The sequence below is a fragment of the Pedobacter duraquae genome (genome assembly GCF_004362245.1).
In the GTDB taxonomy this organism is placed as follows: Bacteria; Bacteroidota; Bacteroidia; order Sphingobacteriales; family Sphingobacteriaceae; genus Pedobacter; species Pedobacter duraquae.
Genome location: NZ_SNWM01000002.1, coordinates 15,201 through 30,183 on the forward strand (window position 1 = coordinate 15,201; position 14,983 = coordinate 30,183).

The window sequence follows — 14,983 nt, forward strand, 5'->3', positions numbered from 1 at the left end:
GGACGGTAAAAAACTCTGTTATAAGCTTATAAAGGCAGTTTTTGTTCGTTTTAAGCACTATTACATTTGAAGATAAGTGTACAAACCACACTATTACAGCATGCCTTTTAGAATAGACCATACATTTTCTGCCAAAATCGCATGACCTTCTGCTGTAGGATGGATTCCATCCGCCTGATTTAAACGGGTAATTCCACCAACATTTTCCAAAAGAAATGGCACAAATTTAAGGTTATTCTTTGCTGCAAGATCTATGAATACCGCTTTAAAGGCGTCCGAATATTTAGCACCCATACTTGGAGGCACCATCATCCCTGTAAGGAGAATCTTGCAGTCAGGATATTTGGCTTTAACCTGATCTACGATAAACTGAAGGTTTTTAGCTGTTTCTTCCACATTAAGTCCCCGAAGTCCGTCGTTGGCTCCCAATTCAAGCACAAAAACGTCCATTTTCTGTTTAAGGAGCCAGTCAATCCTGGACCGACCACCGGCAGTTGTCTCTCCGCTCAGTCCTGCATTGACAACTGTATACTGCAATCCTAAAGAGTCAATTTTTTCGGCTATTCTCGCTGGAAAAGCAGTTTCTGGATCCTCCAGCCCATAACCTGCGGTGAGGCTATCACCAAAAAACAAAATCGTCTTCATCTGTTTCTTCGGCTGTTTTACTTCAGTATTCGTTTTTGATTCATTCTTGGTTTGATTTCCGTTAGAACAGGCAGCGAGCAATACTGCCAACGATAAAAGCATGCATTTGCATCTTATTTTTGTCATCATTGTCAATTGATTGTGTTTTGAAAACATAAAACGCCAAATTAGGTTTTATTTGTTTCAGTTTATTTCAATTCTATTACTTTGGGCATATTAACAGTAGCTAATTTAGGAAAATCTTACCCATCGGCAGGACATCCATTAACCGTATTAAAAGGTGTAAATTTTGATATCACTGCAGGATCATCTGTCGCCATTGTTGGCCCGTCTGGAAGCGGAAAAACAACACTCCTCGGCCTGTGTGCAGGTTTGGATCGCTCCACAACAGGTAATGTAGTACTCAATGGGGTCGACTTCAACAACCTTGGTGAAGACGAGCGTGCTAAGGTAAGAAACCAATATGTTGGATTTATCTTTCAAAATTTTCAATTGCTACCTACACTTACTGCACTGGAAAATGTGATGGTACCCCTGGAATTACGTGGTGAAACAAATATAAAAGCCCGTTCTTTAGCTTTACTGGATAAAGTAGGACTTGCCGAACGCGCCAACCACTACCCTACGCAACTTTCTGGTGGCGAGCAGCAGCGTGTATCACTCGCCAGAGCTTTCTCTAACAGCCCACAAATCCTGTTTGCCGATGAGCCCACAGGAAACCTGGACACTGAAACCGGAGAAAAAGTTGAACAGCTGTTATTCGACCTGAACAAAGATGCAGGAACAACCTTGATTTTGGTTACCCACGATCTGGAACTCGCTTCAAAAACAGAGCGCATTATCAGACTTAAAAGCGGTGAAGTATGGAGTGATGAACCTATAGCACTGCAACATGGGCAATAAGCGTTTACAGTTGGGATGGCTATTGAAAATGGCCTGGCGAGATAGTCGCAAGAACCGTTCAAGATTATTCCTTTTTATATCCAGCATGATCCTGGGCATAGCTGCGTTGGTGGCTATTTTTGCGTTGGGTGATAACTTGAACCGCGACATAGACAGTCAGGCAGCGACATTGATTGGCGCGGATCTGGATTTGAGCAGTAATAGAGAAAGTACGCCTGCCGCCAAATTCATTATAGATTCCCTTAAAAAAGAAGCTTCAGCTGTTTCCGAAGAGCAGCGTTTCGCATCGATGATCCTGTTCACAAAAACCGGAGGCACCAGGTTGGTACAATTGCGTGCGTTACGCGGAGCATACCCTTTTTATGGAGTTATGGAAACCAGTCCGGCCAGCGCTGCAGCAGACTTCTATACTGGTAAAGGAGTCCTTGTAGACCAGACACTAATGCTTCAGTTTAAGGCATCGGTTGGCGATACCGTTCAGCTTGGAACCTTAAAGTTTGCTATCGCGGGGATTTTAAATCAGGCACCTGGCCAATCGGGATTTGCTAGCACTATTGCCCCTGCAGTTTTTATGCCGCTGGATGCGATCGCAAAAAGTGGCTTGTCGCAGAAAGGAAGCAGAATAAACTACCACTACTATTACAAATTCAATTCGGGATTTAATACTGACGAACTTGTGAAACGATTAGAAACACGCCTGGATAAGCGGGATCTGGACGCGGAAACGATCAGTTCTAAAAAAGAGAGCACAGGAAAATCTTTCGCTGATGTGACCAAATTTCTATCGTTAGTAGGCTTTATTGCCTTACTATTAGGGTGTATTGGTGTTGCCAGTGCGGTACATATCTATGTAAAAGAAAAAGTAAAAAGTATCGCCATTCTGAGATGCCTCGGTCTGAGTTCTAAGCAGGCATTTCTCATTTACCTGATCCAGATTGTGTGTATCGGCTTTCTTGGTGCGGTAGCGGGCGCTGTTCTGGGTACACTCATCCAGCAGCTATTACCTGTATTATTTCAGGATCTCCTCCCGATTAAGATGAGCACACTGATCTCCTGGAGAGCCATAGGCCAGGGATTGATCCTAGGTATCTGTATCGCTTTTCTATTTTCTTTATCGTCTCTTATTTCAATCAGAAAAGTATCACCACTAAATACACTACGTGCCGTTACACCAGAAGGCAGTCAGGCAAAAGATCCGTTAACCTGGTTTGTGTACTTATTAATCCTGGCTTTCATCACCTGCTTTGCTAGGTTGCAGTTGTCAAACTGGCTACAAACATTCGTCTTTTCGGCCGCAATAGTAATCAGCTTTGCCTTTCTGTATGGTATATCTGCATTAGTAATCAAGTTGATCAGGATTTATTTTCCATATTCATGGAAATATACCTGGCGCCAGGGACTTTCCAATTTATATCGGCCAAATAACCAGACTACCATATTAGTGCTTTCGGTGGGTCTGGGCACAGCCTTTATCTGTACCCTATTTTTTGTGCAATCGATGTTGACGTCAAGGATCACACGTTCTACAGATCCGACTCAGCCAAACATGATCTTATTTGACATCCAATCTACTCAAAAAGACGCAATTACTAAACTAACCAAAAGCAATGGTTTTCCGATTTTGCAGGATGTTCCTATCGTTACCATGCGCCTGCAGGAAATCAATGGTTTTAGCGCTGCCGATGTGCGCAAAGATAGCAGCTCTAAGTACTCACCACGAGCTTTTAACGCCGAACTAAGAGTAACGTTTCGTGATAGCCTTACTGCTGCCGAACAGTTAATATCGGGTAAATTTCAAACACGCATAAATCAAGCCCGGGACACCGCGAGGATTTCCTTGGAAGAGAGTTATGCGAGGCAGATCCATGCCGGCTTGGGCGACAAACTATTGTTTAACGTGCAGGGCATGCTCATCCCTACAATCGTTGGAAGCATCCGCAAGGTAGATTGGAACAGGGTGCAAACCAACTTCAGACTTGTGTTTCCATTAGGGGTGATTGATGACGCACCACAGTTTCATGTTTTGGTAACAAGAGTTCCTGATGCCAATGCATCAGCGGCCTTTCAGCAGAAAATAGTTAGTGGCTTCCCAAATGTGTCGATTATTGACCTGGCGTTGATTTTGAGCGTAGTAGATGGAATCCTTGATAAAATTGGCTTTGTGATTCGGTTCATGGCCGGATTCAGCATTATTACAGGGTTAATCGTACTCATCTCTTCAGTGATGATCAGCAAATACCAGCGCATACAGGAAAGTGTATTGTTACGCACGCTGGGAGCTAGCAGAGGACAAGTTTTCGCTATTACAGCATTAGAATATTTCTTTTTGGGAGCTATAGCCTCTTTAACAGGTATTGTAATTGCACTGGCTGGGAATTGGGCGTTGGCAAGATTTAGCTTCGAGATTCCTTTTCAGCCCAACTGGCTTGCAGTTGCACTGATATTTCTAAGTATTTCTGGCCTTACGATGTTGATTGGGATTCTGAATAGCAGAACTGTATTGAGTAAACCTCCGCTGGAAATCCTGAGGAAAAATAGTTAGTCGCGCGAATTATGCTTTAATTCAGTAATTTCAAAAGATAACAGACCGTTGTTATCTGGAATACTAATAAAGTTATAATATAAGTCCAGGTGATCAATCAGGGCAACTATGAGGTATACGCTGTCCTTACTCAGGTCGTAAAAAACCCGGTCTCCTACAGAAAGTGTGGGTTCAAAATTATTATAGATAAAACCAGTAATTAACGAGTGAGGCGTGTGATCCATTTAGATAGAAACGGCGTTTTTTATAATCTGGTTTGTTAAAATAAGTTAAATGACAGCCTTGTTCTTCTGTTATCTTAAGTGTAAAATAATTTATTTCACACCAATTGCAACGGGTAACAAAGGTGTTGCAAGTTATAAATTTATTCCAGTATAACCAACTACATACTAGAGTTCAGCCGATTATATATCTTTTTTGTAAAAAAATTTGGTGGTGTGATTTGCTAGCGCTACATTAGTCTACTAAATCAGTAGAATTTATATACTATGCAAAAAACCCTACCCACAAGATGCTATCGTCAATTCGTAATTAACTATTTTTCCCATTCCTGCTGCTGTTGTTGTCGTTTTTAATTCCGCTCTTTTTCAAACCTCATCTAAATTTCCAGCACATGATATCAGCAAAAAATGGCTTATTGCCCAATCTATTTAAATTTCTATCCGTTGCCGTTTTACTCGCGGCAACGCTCCACACCAGCGCACAAGACAACCAACTTATTGAAGTTTCTGGCACAGTAGTAGACCAGGAAACAAAAATACCCATCCCTGGTGTAAGCGTTTTTATCAAGGGTACTATTTCAGGAACATCCACAGATCAGAATGGAAAATTCAAGATCCGCTCCAAGCTTCGCTTCCCTTTCCTGCTTACTTTCAGCAGTGTAGGATTTAAAACCCAGGAGTTTGAAGTCAAAGAAACAGGGTCACAACTACATATTGAATTGCTTACCCAGACTGTACTGGGCAATGAAGTGGTGATCACCGCATCAAGGGTTCCAGAAAGCATCTTAAAATCTCCTGTAGCAATAGAGAAATTGGATATCCGGGCAATTAAGAATTCGCCGGCACCAAGCTTTTATGATGCCCTGGAGAATGTTAAAGGTGTGCAGATGACCACGTCAAGCTTGACATTTAAGATCCCAAACACCCGTGGCTTTAATATCCCAAGCAATTACCGGTTTATGCAGTTGGTAGATGGCATAGATATGCAGGCAGCAACATTAGGCGTACCACTGGGTAATGCCATCGGCCCCACCGAGCTTGATATCGCCAGCATTGAAATTACGCCCGGTGCAGCATCAGCCTTATATGGGATGAATGCCATTAATGGAATGAGCAATCTGATTACAAAAAGCCCATTTCTCTATGAAGGACTGAGCTTTTACCAGCGAACAGGCCTGAACCATCTTGGTGGAACCGGGCGAGAGCTGAGTAACCTTACAGAAACCGCAGTACGTTACGCGAAAGCATTTAACAACCGGTTTGCATTTAAAGTTAACCTTAGCTACCTGCGGGGAACAGATTGGCTTTCCGACACCCGGACAGATCAAAACCCAAACAACCTGAAAACAGCAAACCCAAACTTTCCTTCTTTAAATGGCTCAAGCAATATCGCATTTGATGGTTGGAACAAGTACGGCGATGATGTCCTTGCCGGGAGCAACACCGTTTCTGTTTCGGGATTAACAATCAACGGACAGCCAAACCAGACGCTAAATGTTGCGCGCACCGGGTATTGGGAGAAAGATCTTGTAAACCCAAATGTAGATAATCTTAAATTTGACATCGGCTTAAACTATCGTTTCGGCAATTTTGCAGAACTGTCCTATGATTACAGAATCGGCAAAATGGATGGGGTTTTCCAACGGGGAAATAAAATTCAGCTTGATAATGTCATCATTCAAAATCACAAACTCGAGCTGAAGGGGAGTAACTTCTTGGTACGCACCTATGTATCACTGGAAGATTCCGGGGATTCTTACAATGTAAAACCGTTGGCCGACAACCTTGATCTCGCCAGTGGCGGCAGTGGAACAGCCTGGGGTACCAAGTATAAAAGCGCGTTGACCGCTTTTGCGGCATCAAATGGTGGAGCCCTCAACAGCGCCAATCTTGCCGCAGCAACAGCATATGCCAGACAGCAGGCAGATGCCGGCCGTGTTGAGCCTGGCACACAAGCTTTTCAGGATCTTAAAAAAACTATTATCGGTATTAACAACTGGGATATCAGATCTTCCACCATTCCCGACGCTACAACTACCGGCGGTGCCGCATTGGTACAGAAGAGTCATTTGTATCATATTGAGGGCCAGTGGGACCTTTCCAAAAAGGTTACCTATTTTGATTTGCTTATTGGTGGCGATGCGCGTGTGTATGAAATCATCCCTGATGGAAATAGCTTCGTAGATTTTGGCCGATCAATCGCCGACCGTGGAAAACCACTTGCTGATAGCAGCTTTGGAAAGAACATCTATTATAAAAAGTTCGGCGGATTTGTGCAGGCTACAAAAACGCTTTTTGAAGAAAAGTTAAAGCTTTTTGGTTCCTTGCGCTACGACTACAATCCCGAGTTCGAGCCTAAGCTGACGCCAAGAATTGCAGCAGTATTTTCGCCTGTCAAGGAGCATAACTTCAGAATCACTTATCAGCAGGGATATCGTTTTCCTGGGCTGTTTGAAGCTTTATCATATGTCAATAACGGCCGGGTTAAGCGTGTAGGAAGCTTACCGTATATCAACGAAGGACTGGGGTACCTTGATAATAGTTATACCAGAAGCTCTGGCGTGATATTCAACGCAGCTGTCAACGCAGCCGTTGCAGCAGGTGCGCAACGCAATGATGCCGCTTTAGCCAATAGAAATCTGCTTGTAAAGGCAGATTTGCCAAAAGCAAGTCCGGAGAAAATCAATTCTTTAGAATTCGGCTATAAAAGCATTCTGTTTGACCAGAAGGTGACTTTAGATCTTGATGCCTACACGAACACTTATACCGGTTTTTTAGGTCAGGTGCAAGTTGACGTTCCCAAAGCTGCGCTTGTTGGCTCAGACGCTGCTGTATTAGCCATGCTTGATGCCAACAGAGATGCTGGGCAAGACAGGTACAGGGTTTATACCAATGCAAAAAACAAATACAGAAATTATGGGGCAGCCATGGGGTTGAGCTATAACTTTTACAAAAAGTTCATCCTTGCAGGAAATGCGAGTTACAATAAAATCCGCAGCAACAATCAAGATGATGTTTTTGTTACGGGGTTCAACACGCCAGACTGGTCTACAAACCTATCTATTGGCAACAGGGAGGTAGTAAAGAACCTTGGTTTCAGCATCGTTTACAAGTGGCAGGATACTTTCTTATGGGAGAGCCCATTGGTAACAGGAACGGTAACTGCGATCCACACTTTTGATGCTCAGGTATCTTACCTCGTGCCAAAATCAAATGCGACAATTAAGATTGGTGGTACAAATATCTTCAACAAGAACTACATCCAATATGCAGGTGGTCCTACCTTAGGTGCGCTTGTTTATGCAGCAGTGACATTTGAAGGACTTCTCTCCAAATAACACTAAAAAAGCCCGTTCAGCTTTACTTGAACGGGCTTTACTATTGCTCGTAATCTATTATTCAACAACCGCGCGGAACATCAGCGCTGCCACGGTTAGATGCGTTCTTGGATCGATCAATATGGCCGATCCATTTGTTTTATTTTCATTAAAGAGGTCGTATGCCAATGCTTCAGCGGTCTTTATGACTACGCGGCCAATATCATTGAGCTTAAACTCCTGCTCAGTCTTTTTCTCAAGCGTATTGATATCAACCTTATATAGTATTTCCCTGATGCGACACTTGGTAACCTTACTATTGTGCTGCAGCAGATAAGTTGTAGCATCATCCATAGATCGGTTGTCCATCCAGCAAAGATCTGCTTCTACCAATTGAGAATTTTGTGGCAGCGCATTCGAATTCACCAAGACATCTCCCCTGCTGATATCAATATTATCTTTTAGGTGAAGTGTTACCGACATTCCAGCGTGGGCGGTTTGAGGCTGCCTGTCAAATATTTCTATACGTTCGATGGTTGAGGTAAATCCAGATGGCAGTACCGTAACGGGATCGTTAATTGCGAAACTGCCACTGAGAATTCTACCTGCATAACCCCGGTAATCGTGTAACTCCTCCGTCTGTGGCCTGATTACCCATTGTACTGGCATTCTCGCATATTTAGAATGTGCAGTATCTTCAACAGCAACTGTTTCCAAAAAATCAATCAGTGTTGGCCCCGCATACCAATTCATCGCAGCCGATCGTTGAACAATATTGTCTCCCTTCAAAGCACTAACAGGGATAAAGGTAACATCATGCAAGAGCAGGCTTGAGGCCAAAACCTGATATGCGCTTTTAATCTCGTTAAAAGCTGTCTCGCTAAAACCGATCATATCCATTTTATTGACACAGATAACAACGTTTTTGACCCCCAGCATTGACACCAGATAGGAATGCCTGATGGTTTGTTCAACAATCCCATTTCTCGCATCGATCAATATGATGGCGAGGTTCGCTGTGGATGCACCAGTAACCATATTTCGTGTATATTGAATATGACCCGGCGTATCGGCGATAATGAATTTCCGTTTCGATGTCTGGAAATATTTATAGGCAACATCAATGGTGATACCCTGTTCGCGCTCAGCACGGAGCCCATCAGTAAGGATGGCGAGGTCAATGCTTCCATCATCATTTTTTCTGTTCGACTGCTGCAGGGCCTCGAGTTGGTCGGCAAGGATTGATCCCGTATCATAAAGGAGTCGACCTATTAATGTACTTTTCCCATCATCCACACTTCCTGCGGTAAAAAACTTCAACATATGCATTAGAAATACCCTCCTTTCTTACGGTCTTCCATCGCTGCTTCAGACACTTTATCATCTAACCTAGCTCCGCGCTCACTGATTTTTGAGTTGCTGATCTCTTCAATAATATCATCTATCTGATCCGCCTCAGACGCCACCGCTGCTGTACAACTCATATCGCCAACGGTACGGAACCTTACCTTGCGGCGGGTAATAGGATCATCGTCATCCATATTTAGAAATGGCGACGCAGCCATCAGCTGTCCATTCCGTGTAATACAATCCCTCTCGTGTGCAAAATATATTGACGGAAGCTCCATTTTTTCCCTGCGGATATAATTCCATACATCAAGCTCCGTCCAGTTGCTTATTGGGAAAACCCGGACATTCTCACCCTTATCAATCTTGCCATTGTAAACATTCCAGAGCTCAGGGCGCTGGCGTTTTGGATCCCATTGCCCGAATTCGTCGCGCACGGAAAATATCCGTTCCTTTGCTCTTGCTTTTTCCTCATCACGACGGGCTCCGCCGATACATGCATCAAATCCATGTTTCTGAATCGTGTCCAGTAATGTAACGGTTTGCAGCGCATTTCTGCTGGCATTCTTTCCAGTTTGCTCCCTAACTTTACCCTGATCTATGTCATCCTGTACATAGCCGACTATCAATTGCTCACCGAGGCGTTTCACCATGTCATCTCGGTACTGAATTGTCTCCTCGAAGTTATGTCCCGTATCGATATGTACTAAGGGAAAAGGAAACTTCCCCGGTCTAAATGCCTTCTCGGCAAGTCTTACTAATGTAATTGAGTCCTTACCACCTGAAAACAGTAAAGCAGGTTTCTCAAACTGTCCTGCTACCTCCCTCAGGATATGAATCGCTTCAGATTCCAGTTCATCTAAATAATCTAATTGATATGCACTCATGTTCATTTTTCATTTGTTGTGTGTAAACCACATTCCTTTTTTGATTGGTCTTCCCACCACCAGCGTCCGGCCCTAAAATCTTCCCCTTCTTTAACTGCGCGGGTACAGGGCGCACAGCCTACACTTGGAAAACCTTTGTCGTGCAATGGATTGTATACCAGATTTTCAGTTTTGACATAAGCCTTCACATCTTCCAGCGTCCAGTTGAACAACGGATGAAATTTGATGAGTTGATTTCCCTCATCCCATTCCAGATTTGTCATCTCATTCCTGTTTAAAGATTGATCTGCCCTGATACCTGTAATCCAACATTGCATGCCGTTAAGCGCTCGCTTTAGAGGTTCTATTTTCCTGATTTGACAACATTCCTTCCTGTTTTCCACGGAAGCATAAAAACTACTGGGCCCCTTGGTGTTTACCATTGCACCAAGCTTATCAGCATTCGGGAAATAGGCTGCTATAGGTTGCTGATATCGTTCAAGCGTCCTGTTCCACACATAGTATGTTTCTGGAAACAGCCTGCCTGTTTCCAAGGTGAAGATGGGTATTGGCAAGTGATTGGCAAAAATAAAATCGGTTATTACCTGATCTTCCAGTCCGAAGCTGGTCGAAAAGGTAATCTTCCCCGCGAAGCGGCCGGATAAATACCGTAGAGCCGCTACGGGATCCATCGCACCTATTTCTGCAGCTATTTTCGTCAGGTTTTCATTCATACTTAAAACTGTTTCATAATGATCAGGATAATACTGCGGAGGCTAACAAGAATTACAATTGCGCCTACAGCAACCATGATCGTTTTTACACTTATTTTATTTGATACCCGGGCGGCGATTGGCGCAGCGAGTGCACTGCCGATTACCAGGCCAAGCACGGCCTCCCAATTTGTCCAGTTGAGCATGGTGACAAAGGTTAGCGAACTCATCATGGCAATAAAAAACCTGGTGATCTTTACTGTTCCCAGCGAAAACCTCGGACTCCTGCCTCCGGCAATTAGGCTCGACAAAACTATAGAGCCCCATCCACCGCCACCTACAGCATCAATGAAGCCGCCGAACAGCCCCAACAGTCTGATCTTTTTAATCTTTTCCCTGGATTTCATTTTGCGGGTTTTAAAAGCTTTGGAAAGGATAACCCAACCGAGGATCAGCGTATAGATTGAAACCAGCACCTTGGTGTATGCATTGTAATGCTCCAGAGAAGACAATAGGTAGGCACCAAATACGGCGCCCAAAATACCTGGAACGATCAGCAGCCTGAAGAGCTTCCAGTTGATATTACCCATCCGGTAATGCATCCATCCGGCAATGCCGTTGCTTAAGATTTCCGAAAGATGCACCGCCATACTTGCAGCCGCAGGACCGATACCCATAGATAAAGAAAATGCTGTAGACGTAACACCATAAGACATCCCTATAGATCCATCAACCATAGCGAAGATAAAGCCCCCGATCAGGAACCAGTAAAAAACAGGGTCAACCTCTGTGATGTAAACCCTGAACTCAGGTTCTTTAAACCAAAAAACAGTGAGGAGGATGCCGAGTGAAAAAACAATGCTGAGCCATACCAGCCATTTGAAATTCGGCTTATTATCTTTTTCAGGTACCGACTCTACCAAAACCGCCGTTGCTGCATTCAATTTAGCTACTTTGTTTTTAAAATCACCTTCAAGACTATTCCTTAATGCATTAAGTTGCTCCAGACTTGTTTCCAGTTCATCAGGCAAATATCCCTGAAGAACTTCTTTAAGCCTTTTTGCCATTGTTGGTGATTGTCCGTTTGTTGATATTGCAATTTTAAGCTGACCTTTCTGTACTATCGATCCGAGATAAAAATCACACAGCGCGGGTTGATCAGCCACGTTGACCAATAGCTTCAGTTGATGCGCATCGTTGCGAATCTGCCCATTCAGGGATGCATCATTTGTAGAGGCGATCACAATATCAGCTGCAGCCAAATCGGCTGCTTCATATTGTTTTTGGAGCAAAGTAACAGCAGGGTATTGCGCTGCCAGTTGTGTAACTTCTTCCGAGATCTGCACCGAAACAATGGTTATCCGGGAGGCAGGGCTATTCAAAAGCAGGGCACAAAGTTTTTCATGCCCAACAGCGCCCGCTCCGATCAGCACAGTATGCAGCTCCTCAAGTTTTAAAAATACGGGAAAAAGAGTATTGCTTTCCAAAGGGTTGTTGTGCTAAATTTCTTCTGCAATTATTTTATAGAATTCTCTGATTGGCTGGAATGAAGGATGCAGGCTTACCACCTCGCCAAATACCAATACCGCAGGGGCCGCAATGTCATGCTCCAAAACAAGTTCTTCGATCGTATCTACAATGCCCACTACAATTTTTTCGGCATCTGTAGAGCCACTTTGGATTACAGCAACAGGCAATTTCCGCTTCCCTTCATTTTGATAAAGCTTCACAATACGCTTAAGCTTGTGCAAGCCCATCAATACAACAACCGTTGCCTTAGAACGGACCGCCTCATATAAATCGTTGGAAATATCACCTGAAGCTGTTGTTCCGGTAACAACCCAAAAACTCTCGCTTAAACCCCGGTGTGTTACCGGAATTTGCTGCAATCCCGGGACGGAAATGGAGCTCGACAATCCAGGGATCGCTACCGCGGGTATGCTATAATCCGCAGCGTAATTGAGCTCTTCATAGCCTCTGCCAAATACAAAGGGATCACCTCCCTTTAAACGCACAACGTGTCCATATGTTAATGCCGAACTCACCATCAGCTGATTGATTTCTTCCTGCGTGTGTGAGTGTTGCCCTGATCTCTTACCAACACAAATTTTGAGGGCGTCGGGATTTGCATAATCCAGTATTTCAACATTTACAAGTGCATCGTAGAGGATCACGTTGGCAGCGCGAATAGCTTTCACGCCTTTCATCGTTATTAAATCCGGATCTCCCGGCCCGGCACCAACAAGCGTGATGCGTGGTTCCACATGCGTATTTGTGTTTTTCATATTAAAACTGCGCCTCCCTTCTCGACTTCATAAGTTTATAAAATTTTGTTGCCTGGTCCAGGTAGGTGATTGCAAAGGTTTCCGAGGGTTCATTTTTGTTGATCGCCAAAACAAGTTCCGCGAAGGTATCACCAAGCTCCACCTCTCCCGTGGCCACAAAATTGGCATCAAATTCTTTAATTACCCCTGATTGTGTACTGCAGTTCACGCCTTTATCCAACAGTAAAGCTTTTGCCGTATTGACTTGTACAGCGTAGGCATGGTAAATCGCGTCAGACCAGGCGCCTGCAACCAATGCTGCTGTTGCCCAATCCAGCTTTTCTTTCCCTTCCAGAAGCAGCGTAGCAACCAGATCGATCACCACACCGGCACATTCGCCCACTCCTATCGCTGTCTCGAAAGTCTCTTCATGGCCCCAATCAACATATTCCTCATCTTTCAATGCTGTTAAATCGCCCAAAGGCTTCAATAACTGATAGAAATAATCCTTTCCTTGTCTGTCGTAATACTGATGAAAGGATTCTCCTGAAACTGACACCCGTTGAAAATCGTTCAACAAGCTGCGCAATACGCCATCAGCCCTTTTTGTAGGCACCTTAACTACCCGTTCTGCCACGCGGCCTTCGCCGTTACCAACTGTGCCACCGCCAAGCATCACCTGAACTGCCGGCACTACTTTACCATTCGCTTTTACAGAACTTCCATGAAAACCGATATGTGCAAGTCCATGCTGCCCGCAGGAATTCATGCAGCCACTAATCTTTATTTTGATCTCCCTGTCGTGTATGAAGTCAGGATATTCATTGTAAATCACCTGCTCCAGTACTGCTGACAACGACATGCTATTAGAAATACCCAGGTTGCAGGTATCCGTTCCAGGGCACGTGGTAATATCAGCAACGCTGTCGAACCCGGGATCGGCGAGATTCAAAGCCTTTAACCGGGCATATAATGTAGGTAGCGCTTCTTTTCTCACATATTTGAGTAACAAGCCCTGATTTTGGGTAATTCTGATTTCATCAGCTACAAGTTCATGAATTGCTTCTACCAGCTCACGGGCCTGAAAAGTGCGGATATCACCTATGGTTACTTTAATATACACACCAAAAAACCCAGGTTGCTTCTGTTCAAAAACATTCGTTTCGCGCCATAGATCATAACCTGGCAGCAGTTCCGATTCTTCAAAGGCAATTACAAGTGGCGGTTCTGGTTCCGCTACAGCCAGTCTGTCTATCACAAATGATTTTGACTTATTGGCTACCCGTTCCTGAGCTACCAGTGCAAGAACTTCATCAAGTCCCAACTTTTGAACGAGGTACTTTAGTCGTGCTTTATTACGGTTATTCCTTTCACCATAGCGGTCAAACACACGCAATACGGATTCAGTATAGGGAATTACCTGATCTTCGGGTAGAAACTCCTGAACGGCACTGGCTAGAAAAGGCTGTGCGCCGAGTCCGCCGCCCAGCATAACCTTAAAGCCACGCTCCCCCGCATCATTTATTTTAGGAATAAAACCAAGGTCATGGATATAACTATAAGCGGTATCACGTTCTGTTGCTGAGAAAGAAATTTTAATCTTACGCCCCATCTCCTGACAAATTGGATTGCGGAGAAAATATTTAAACACTGCATGGGCATACGGCGATACATCAAAAGGCTCATCGGGATTTATCCCGGCGTCGGGAGAAGAAGTTACATTCCTAACCGTATTACCGCAGGCCTCCCTTAAAGTGATATCATCCCGCTCAAGCTCATCCCAAAGCTCTGGCGTTCTATCGAGGCTAACATAGTGGATCTGGATATCCTGCCTTGTTGTGAGATGTAAGTTACCGCTCCCATATTCATCAGCTACATCTGCAATGCGCAGCAACTGTTTAAAAGTCACTTTTCCGAAAGGCAGTTTGATACGTACCATCTGTACACCGGGCTGCCGCTGACCGTAAACACCTCTTGCCAAACGCAGGCTTCTGAATTTCTCCTCATGAATCTCTCCCGCCCTAAAGGCACGTATTTTTTGTTCAAGATCTATAATATCTCTTTCTACAACAGGATTTTCCAGTTCAGTTCTAAAGCTTTGCATAATCTAAGAAATTGATTGTTTACTGTGGTTCTGGTCAAATATATACAAAGTACATGGTTTT

The 14,983-nt window shown here is 44.0% G+C and carries 11 protein-coding genes; 3 read left to right on the forward strand and 8 right to left on the reverse strand.

Features of this window, described 5'->3' with window-relative positions:
• Nucleotides 1-93: 93 nt before the first annotated feature.
• On the reverse strand, nucleotides 94-747 hold the full coding sequence (locus CLV32_RS06230; protein WP_208110964.1) for an arylesterase: 654 nt from the start codon (nucleotides 745-747) through the stop codon (nucleotides 94-96).
• A 105-nt stretch (nucleotides 748-852) separates the two neighbouring features.
• On the opposite strand from CLV32_RS06230, the gene CLV32_RS06235 reads away from it, so the two are divergent.
• Nucleotides 853-1,548, forward strand: a complete 696-nt coding sequence (locus tag CLV32_RS06235; RefSeq protein ID WP_133553599.1) for an ABC transporter ATP-binding protein — start codon at nucleotides 853-855, stop codon at nucleotides 1,546-1,548.
• Complete coding sequence (locus CLV32_RS06240) at nucleotides 1,538-4,090, forward strand: ABC transporter permease (protein WP_133553601.1); 2,553 nt, start codon at nucleotides 1,538-1,540, stop codon at nucleotides 4,088-4,090. The genes CLV32_RS06235 and CLV32_RS06240 overlap by 11 nt, the downstream gene beginning before the upstream one ends.
• Here CLV32_RS06240 and CLV32_RS06245 read toward each other — a convergent pair.
• A complete protein-coding gene (locus tag CLV32_RS06245; RefSeq protein ID WP_133553603.1) occupies nucleotides 4,087-4,314 on the reverse strand; it encodes a hypothetical protein in 228 nt (75 codons plus the stop codon). The two genes, CLV32_RS06240 and CLV32_RS06245, sit on opposite strands and share 4 nt — an antisense overlap.
• 389 nt (nucleotides 4,315-4,703) lie before the next feature.
• On the opposite strand from CLV32_RS06245, the gene CLV32_RS06250 reads away from it, so the two are divergent.
• Nucleotides 4,704-7,649 (forward strand): TonB-dependent receptor, encoded by a 2,946-nt coding sequence (locus tag CLV32_RS06250; protein WP_133553605.1) that lies wholly within the window; start codon nucleotides 4,704-4,706, stop codon nucleotides 7,647-7,649.
• Nucleotides 7,650-7,706: 57 nt separating this feature from the next.
• Here CLV32_RS06250 and CLV32_RS06255 read toward each other — a convergent pair whose 3' ends face one another.
• Genes CLV32_RS06255 through CLV32_RS06280 form a run of 6 tightly spaced genes read right to left on the reverse strand, consistent with a single transcriptional unit; the run spans nucleotide 7,707 to nucleotide 14,922 of the window.
• Entirely contained in the window at nucleotides 7,707-8,957 is a 1,251-nt protein-coding gene (locus CLV32_RS06255; RefSeq protein WP_133553607.1) for a sulfate adenylyltransferase subunit 1, read from the reverse strand.
• Entirely contained in the window at nucleotides 8,957-9,862 is a 906-nt protein-coding gene (cysD, locus tag CLV32_RS06260) for a sulfate adenylyltransferase subunit CysD (RefSeq protein ID WP_133553608.1), read from the reverse strand. Before cysD ends, CLV32_RS06255 begins: the two co-directional genes overlap by 1 nt.
• A gap of 2 nt (nucleotides 9,863-9,864) precedes the next feature.
• Nucleotides 9,865-10,575, reverse strand: coding sequence for a phosphoadenylyl-sulfate reductase (locus tag CLV32_RS06265; RefSeq protein WP_133553610.1), 711 nt, complete (start codon nucleotides 10,573-10,575; stop codon nucleotides 9,865-9,867).
• A gap of 2 nt (nucleotides 10,576-10,577) precedes the next feature.
• The gene (locus CLV32_RS06270; RefSeq protein WP_133553612.1) at nucleotides 10,578-12,041 is read right to left on the reverse strand and encodes a TSUP family transporter; all 1,464 of its coding nucleotides are present in this window, start codon (nucleotides 12,039-12,041) and stop codon (nucleotides 10,578-10,580) included.
• 12 nt (nucleotides 12,042-12,053) lie between these two features.
• A complete protein-coding gene (cobA, locus tag CLV32_RS06275) occupies nucleotides 12,054-12,839 on the reverse strand; it encodes a uroporphyrinogen-III C-methyltransferase (protein WP_133553614.1) in 786 nt (261 codons plus the stop codon).
• Nucleotide 12,840: 1 nt separating this feature from the next.
• The gene (locus tag CLV32_RS06280) at nucleotides 12,841-14,922 is read right to left on the reverse strand and encodes a HEPN domain-containing protein (RefSeq protein WP_133553616.1); all 2,082 of its coding nucleotides are present in this window, start codon (nucleotides 14,920-14,922) and stop codon (nucleotides 12,841-12,843) included.
• Nucleotides 14,923-14,983 lie beyond the last annotated feature (61 nt).

What these genes read in the sequence shown, in the direction of transcription:
- CLV32_RS06255 (WP_133553607.1), bottom strand. Translation starts at nt 8,957, where the DNA reads ATGCATATGTTGAAGTTTTTTACCGCAGGAAGTGTGGATGATGGGAAA.
- CLV32_RS06240 (WP_133553601.1), top strand. Translation starts at nt 1,538, where the DNA reads ATGGGCAATAAGCGTTTACAGTTGGGATGGCTATTGAAAATGGCCTGG.
- CLV32_RS06265 (WP_133553610.1), bottom strand. Translation starts at nt 10,575, where the DNA reads ATGAATGAAAACCTGACGAAAATAGCTGCAGAAATAGGTGCGATGGAT.
- CLV32_RS06230 (WP_208110964.1), bottom strand. Translation starts at nt 747, where the DNA reads ATGCTTTTATCGTTGGCAGTATTGCTCGCTGCCTGTTCTAACGGAAAT.
- CLV32_RS06280 (WP_133553616.1), bottom strand. Translation starts at nt 14,922, where the DNA reads ATGCAAAGCTTTAGAACTGAACTGGAAAATCCTGTTGTAGAAAGAGAT.
- CLV32_RS06250 (WP_133553605.1), top strand. Translation starts at nt 4,704, where the DNA reads ATGATATCAGCAAAAAATGGCTTATTGCCCAATCTATTTAAATTTCTA.
- CLV32_RS06245 (WP_133553603.1), bottom strand. Translation starts at nt 4,314, where the DNA reads ATGGATCACACGCCTCACTCGTTAATTACTGGTTTTATCTATAATAAT.
- cobA (WP_133553614.1), bottom strand. Translation starts at nt 12,839, where the DNA reads ATGAAAAACACAAATACGCATGTGGAACCACGCATCACGCTTGTTGGT.
- cysD (WP_133553608.1), bottom strand. Translation starts at nt 9,862, where the DNA reads ATGAGTGCATATCAATTAGATTATTTAGATGAACTGGAATCTGAAGCG.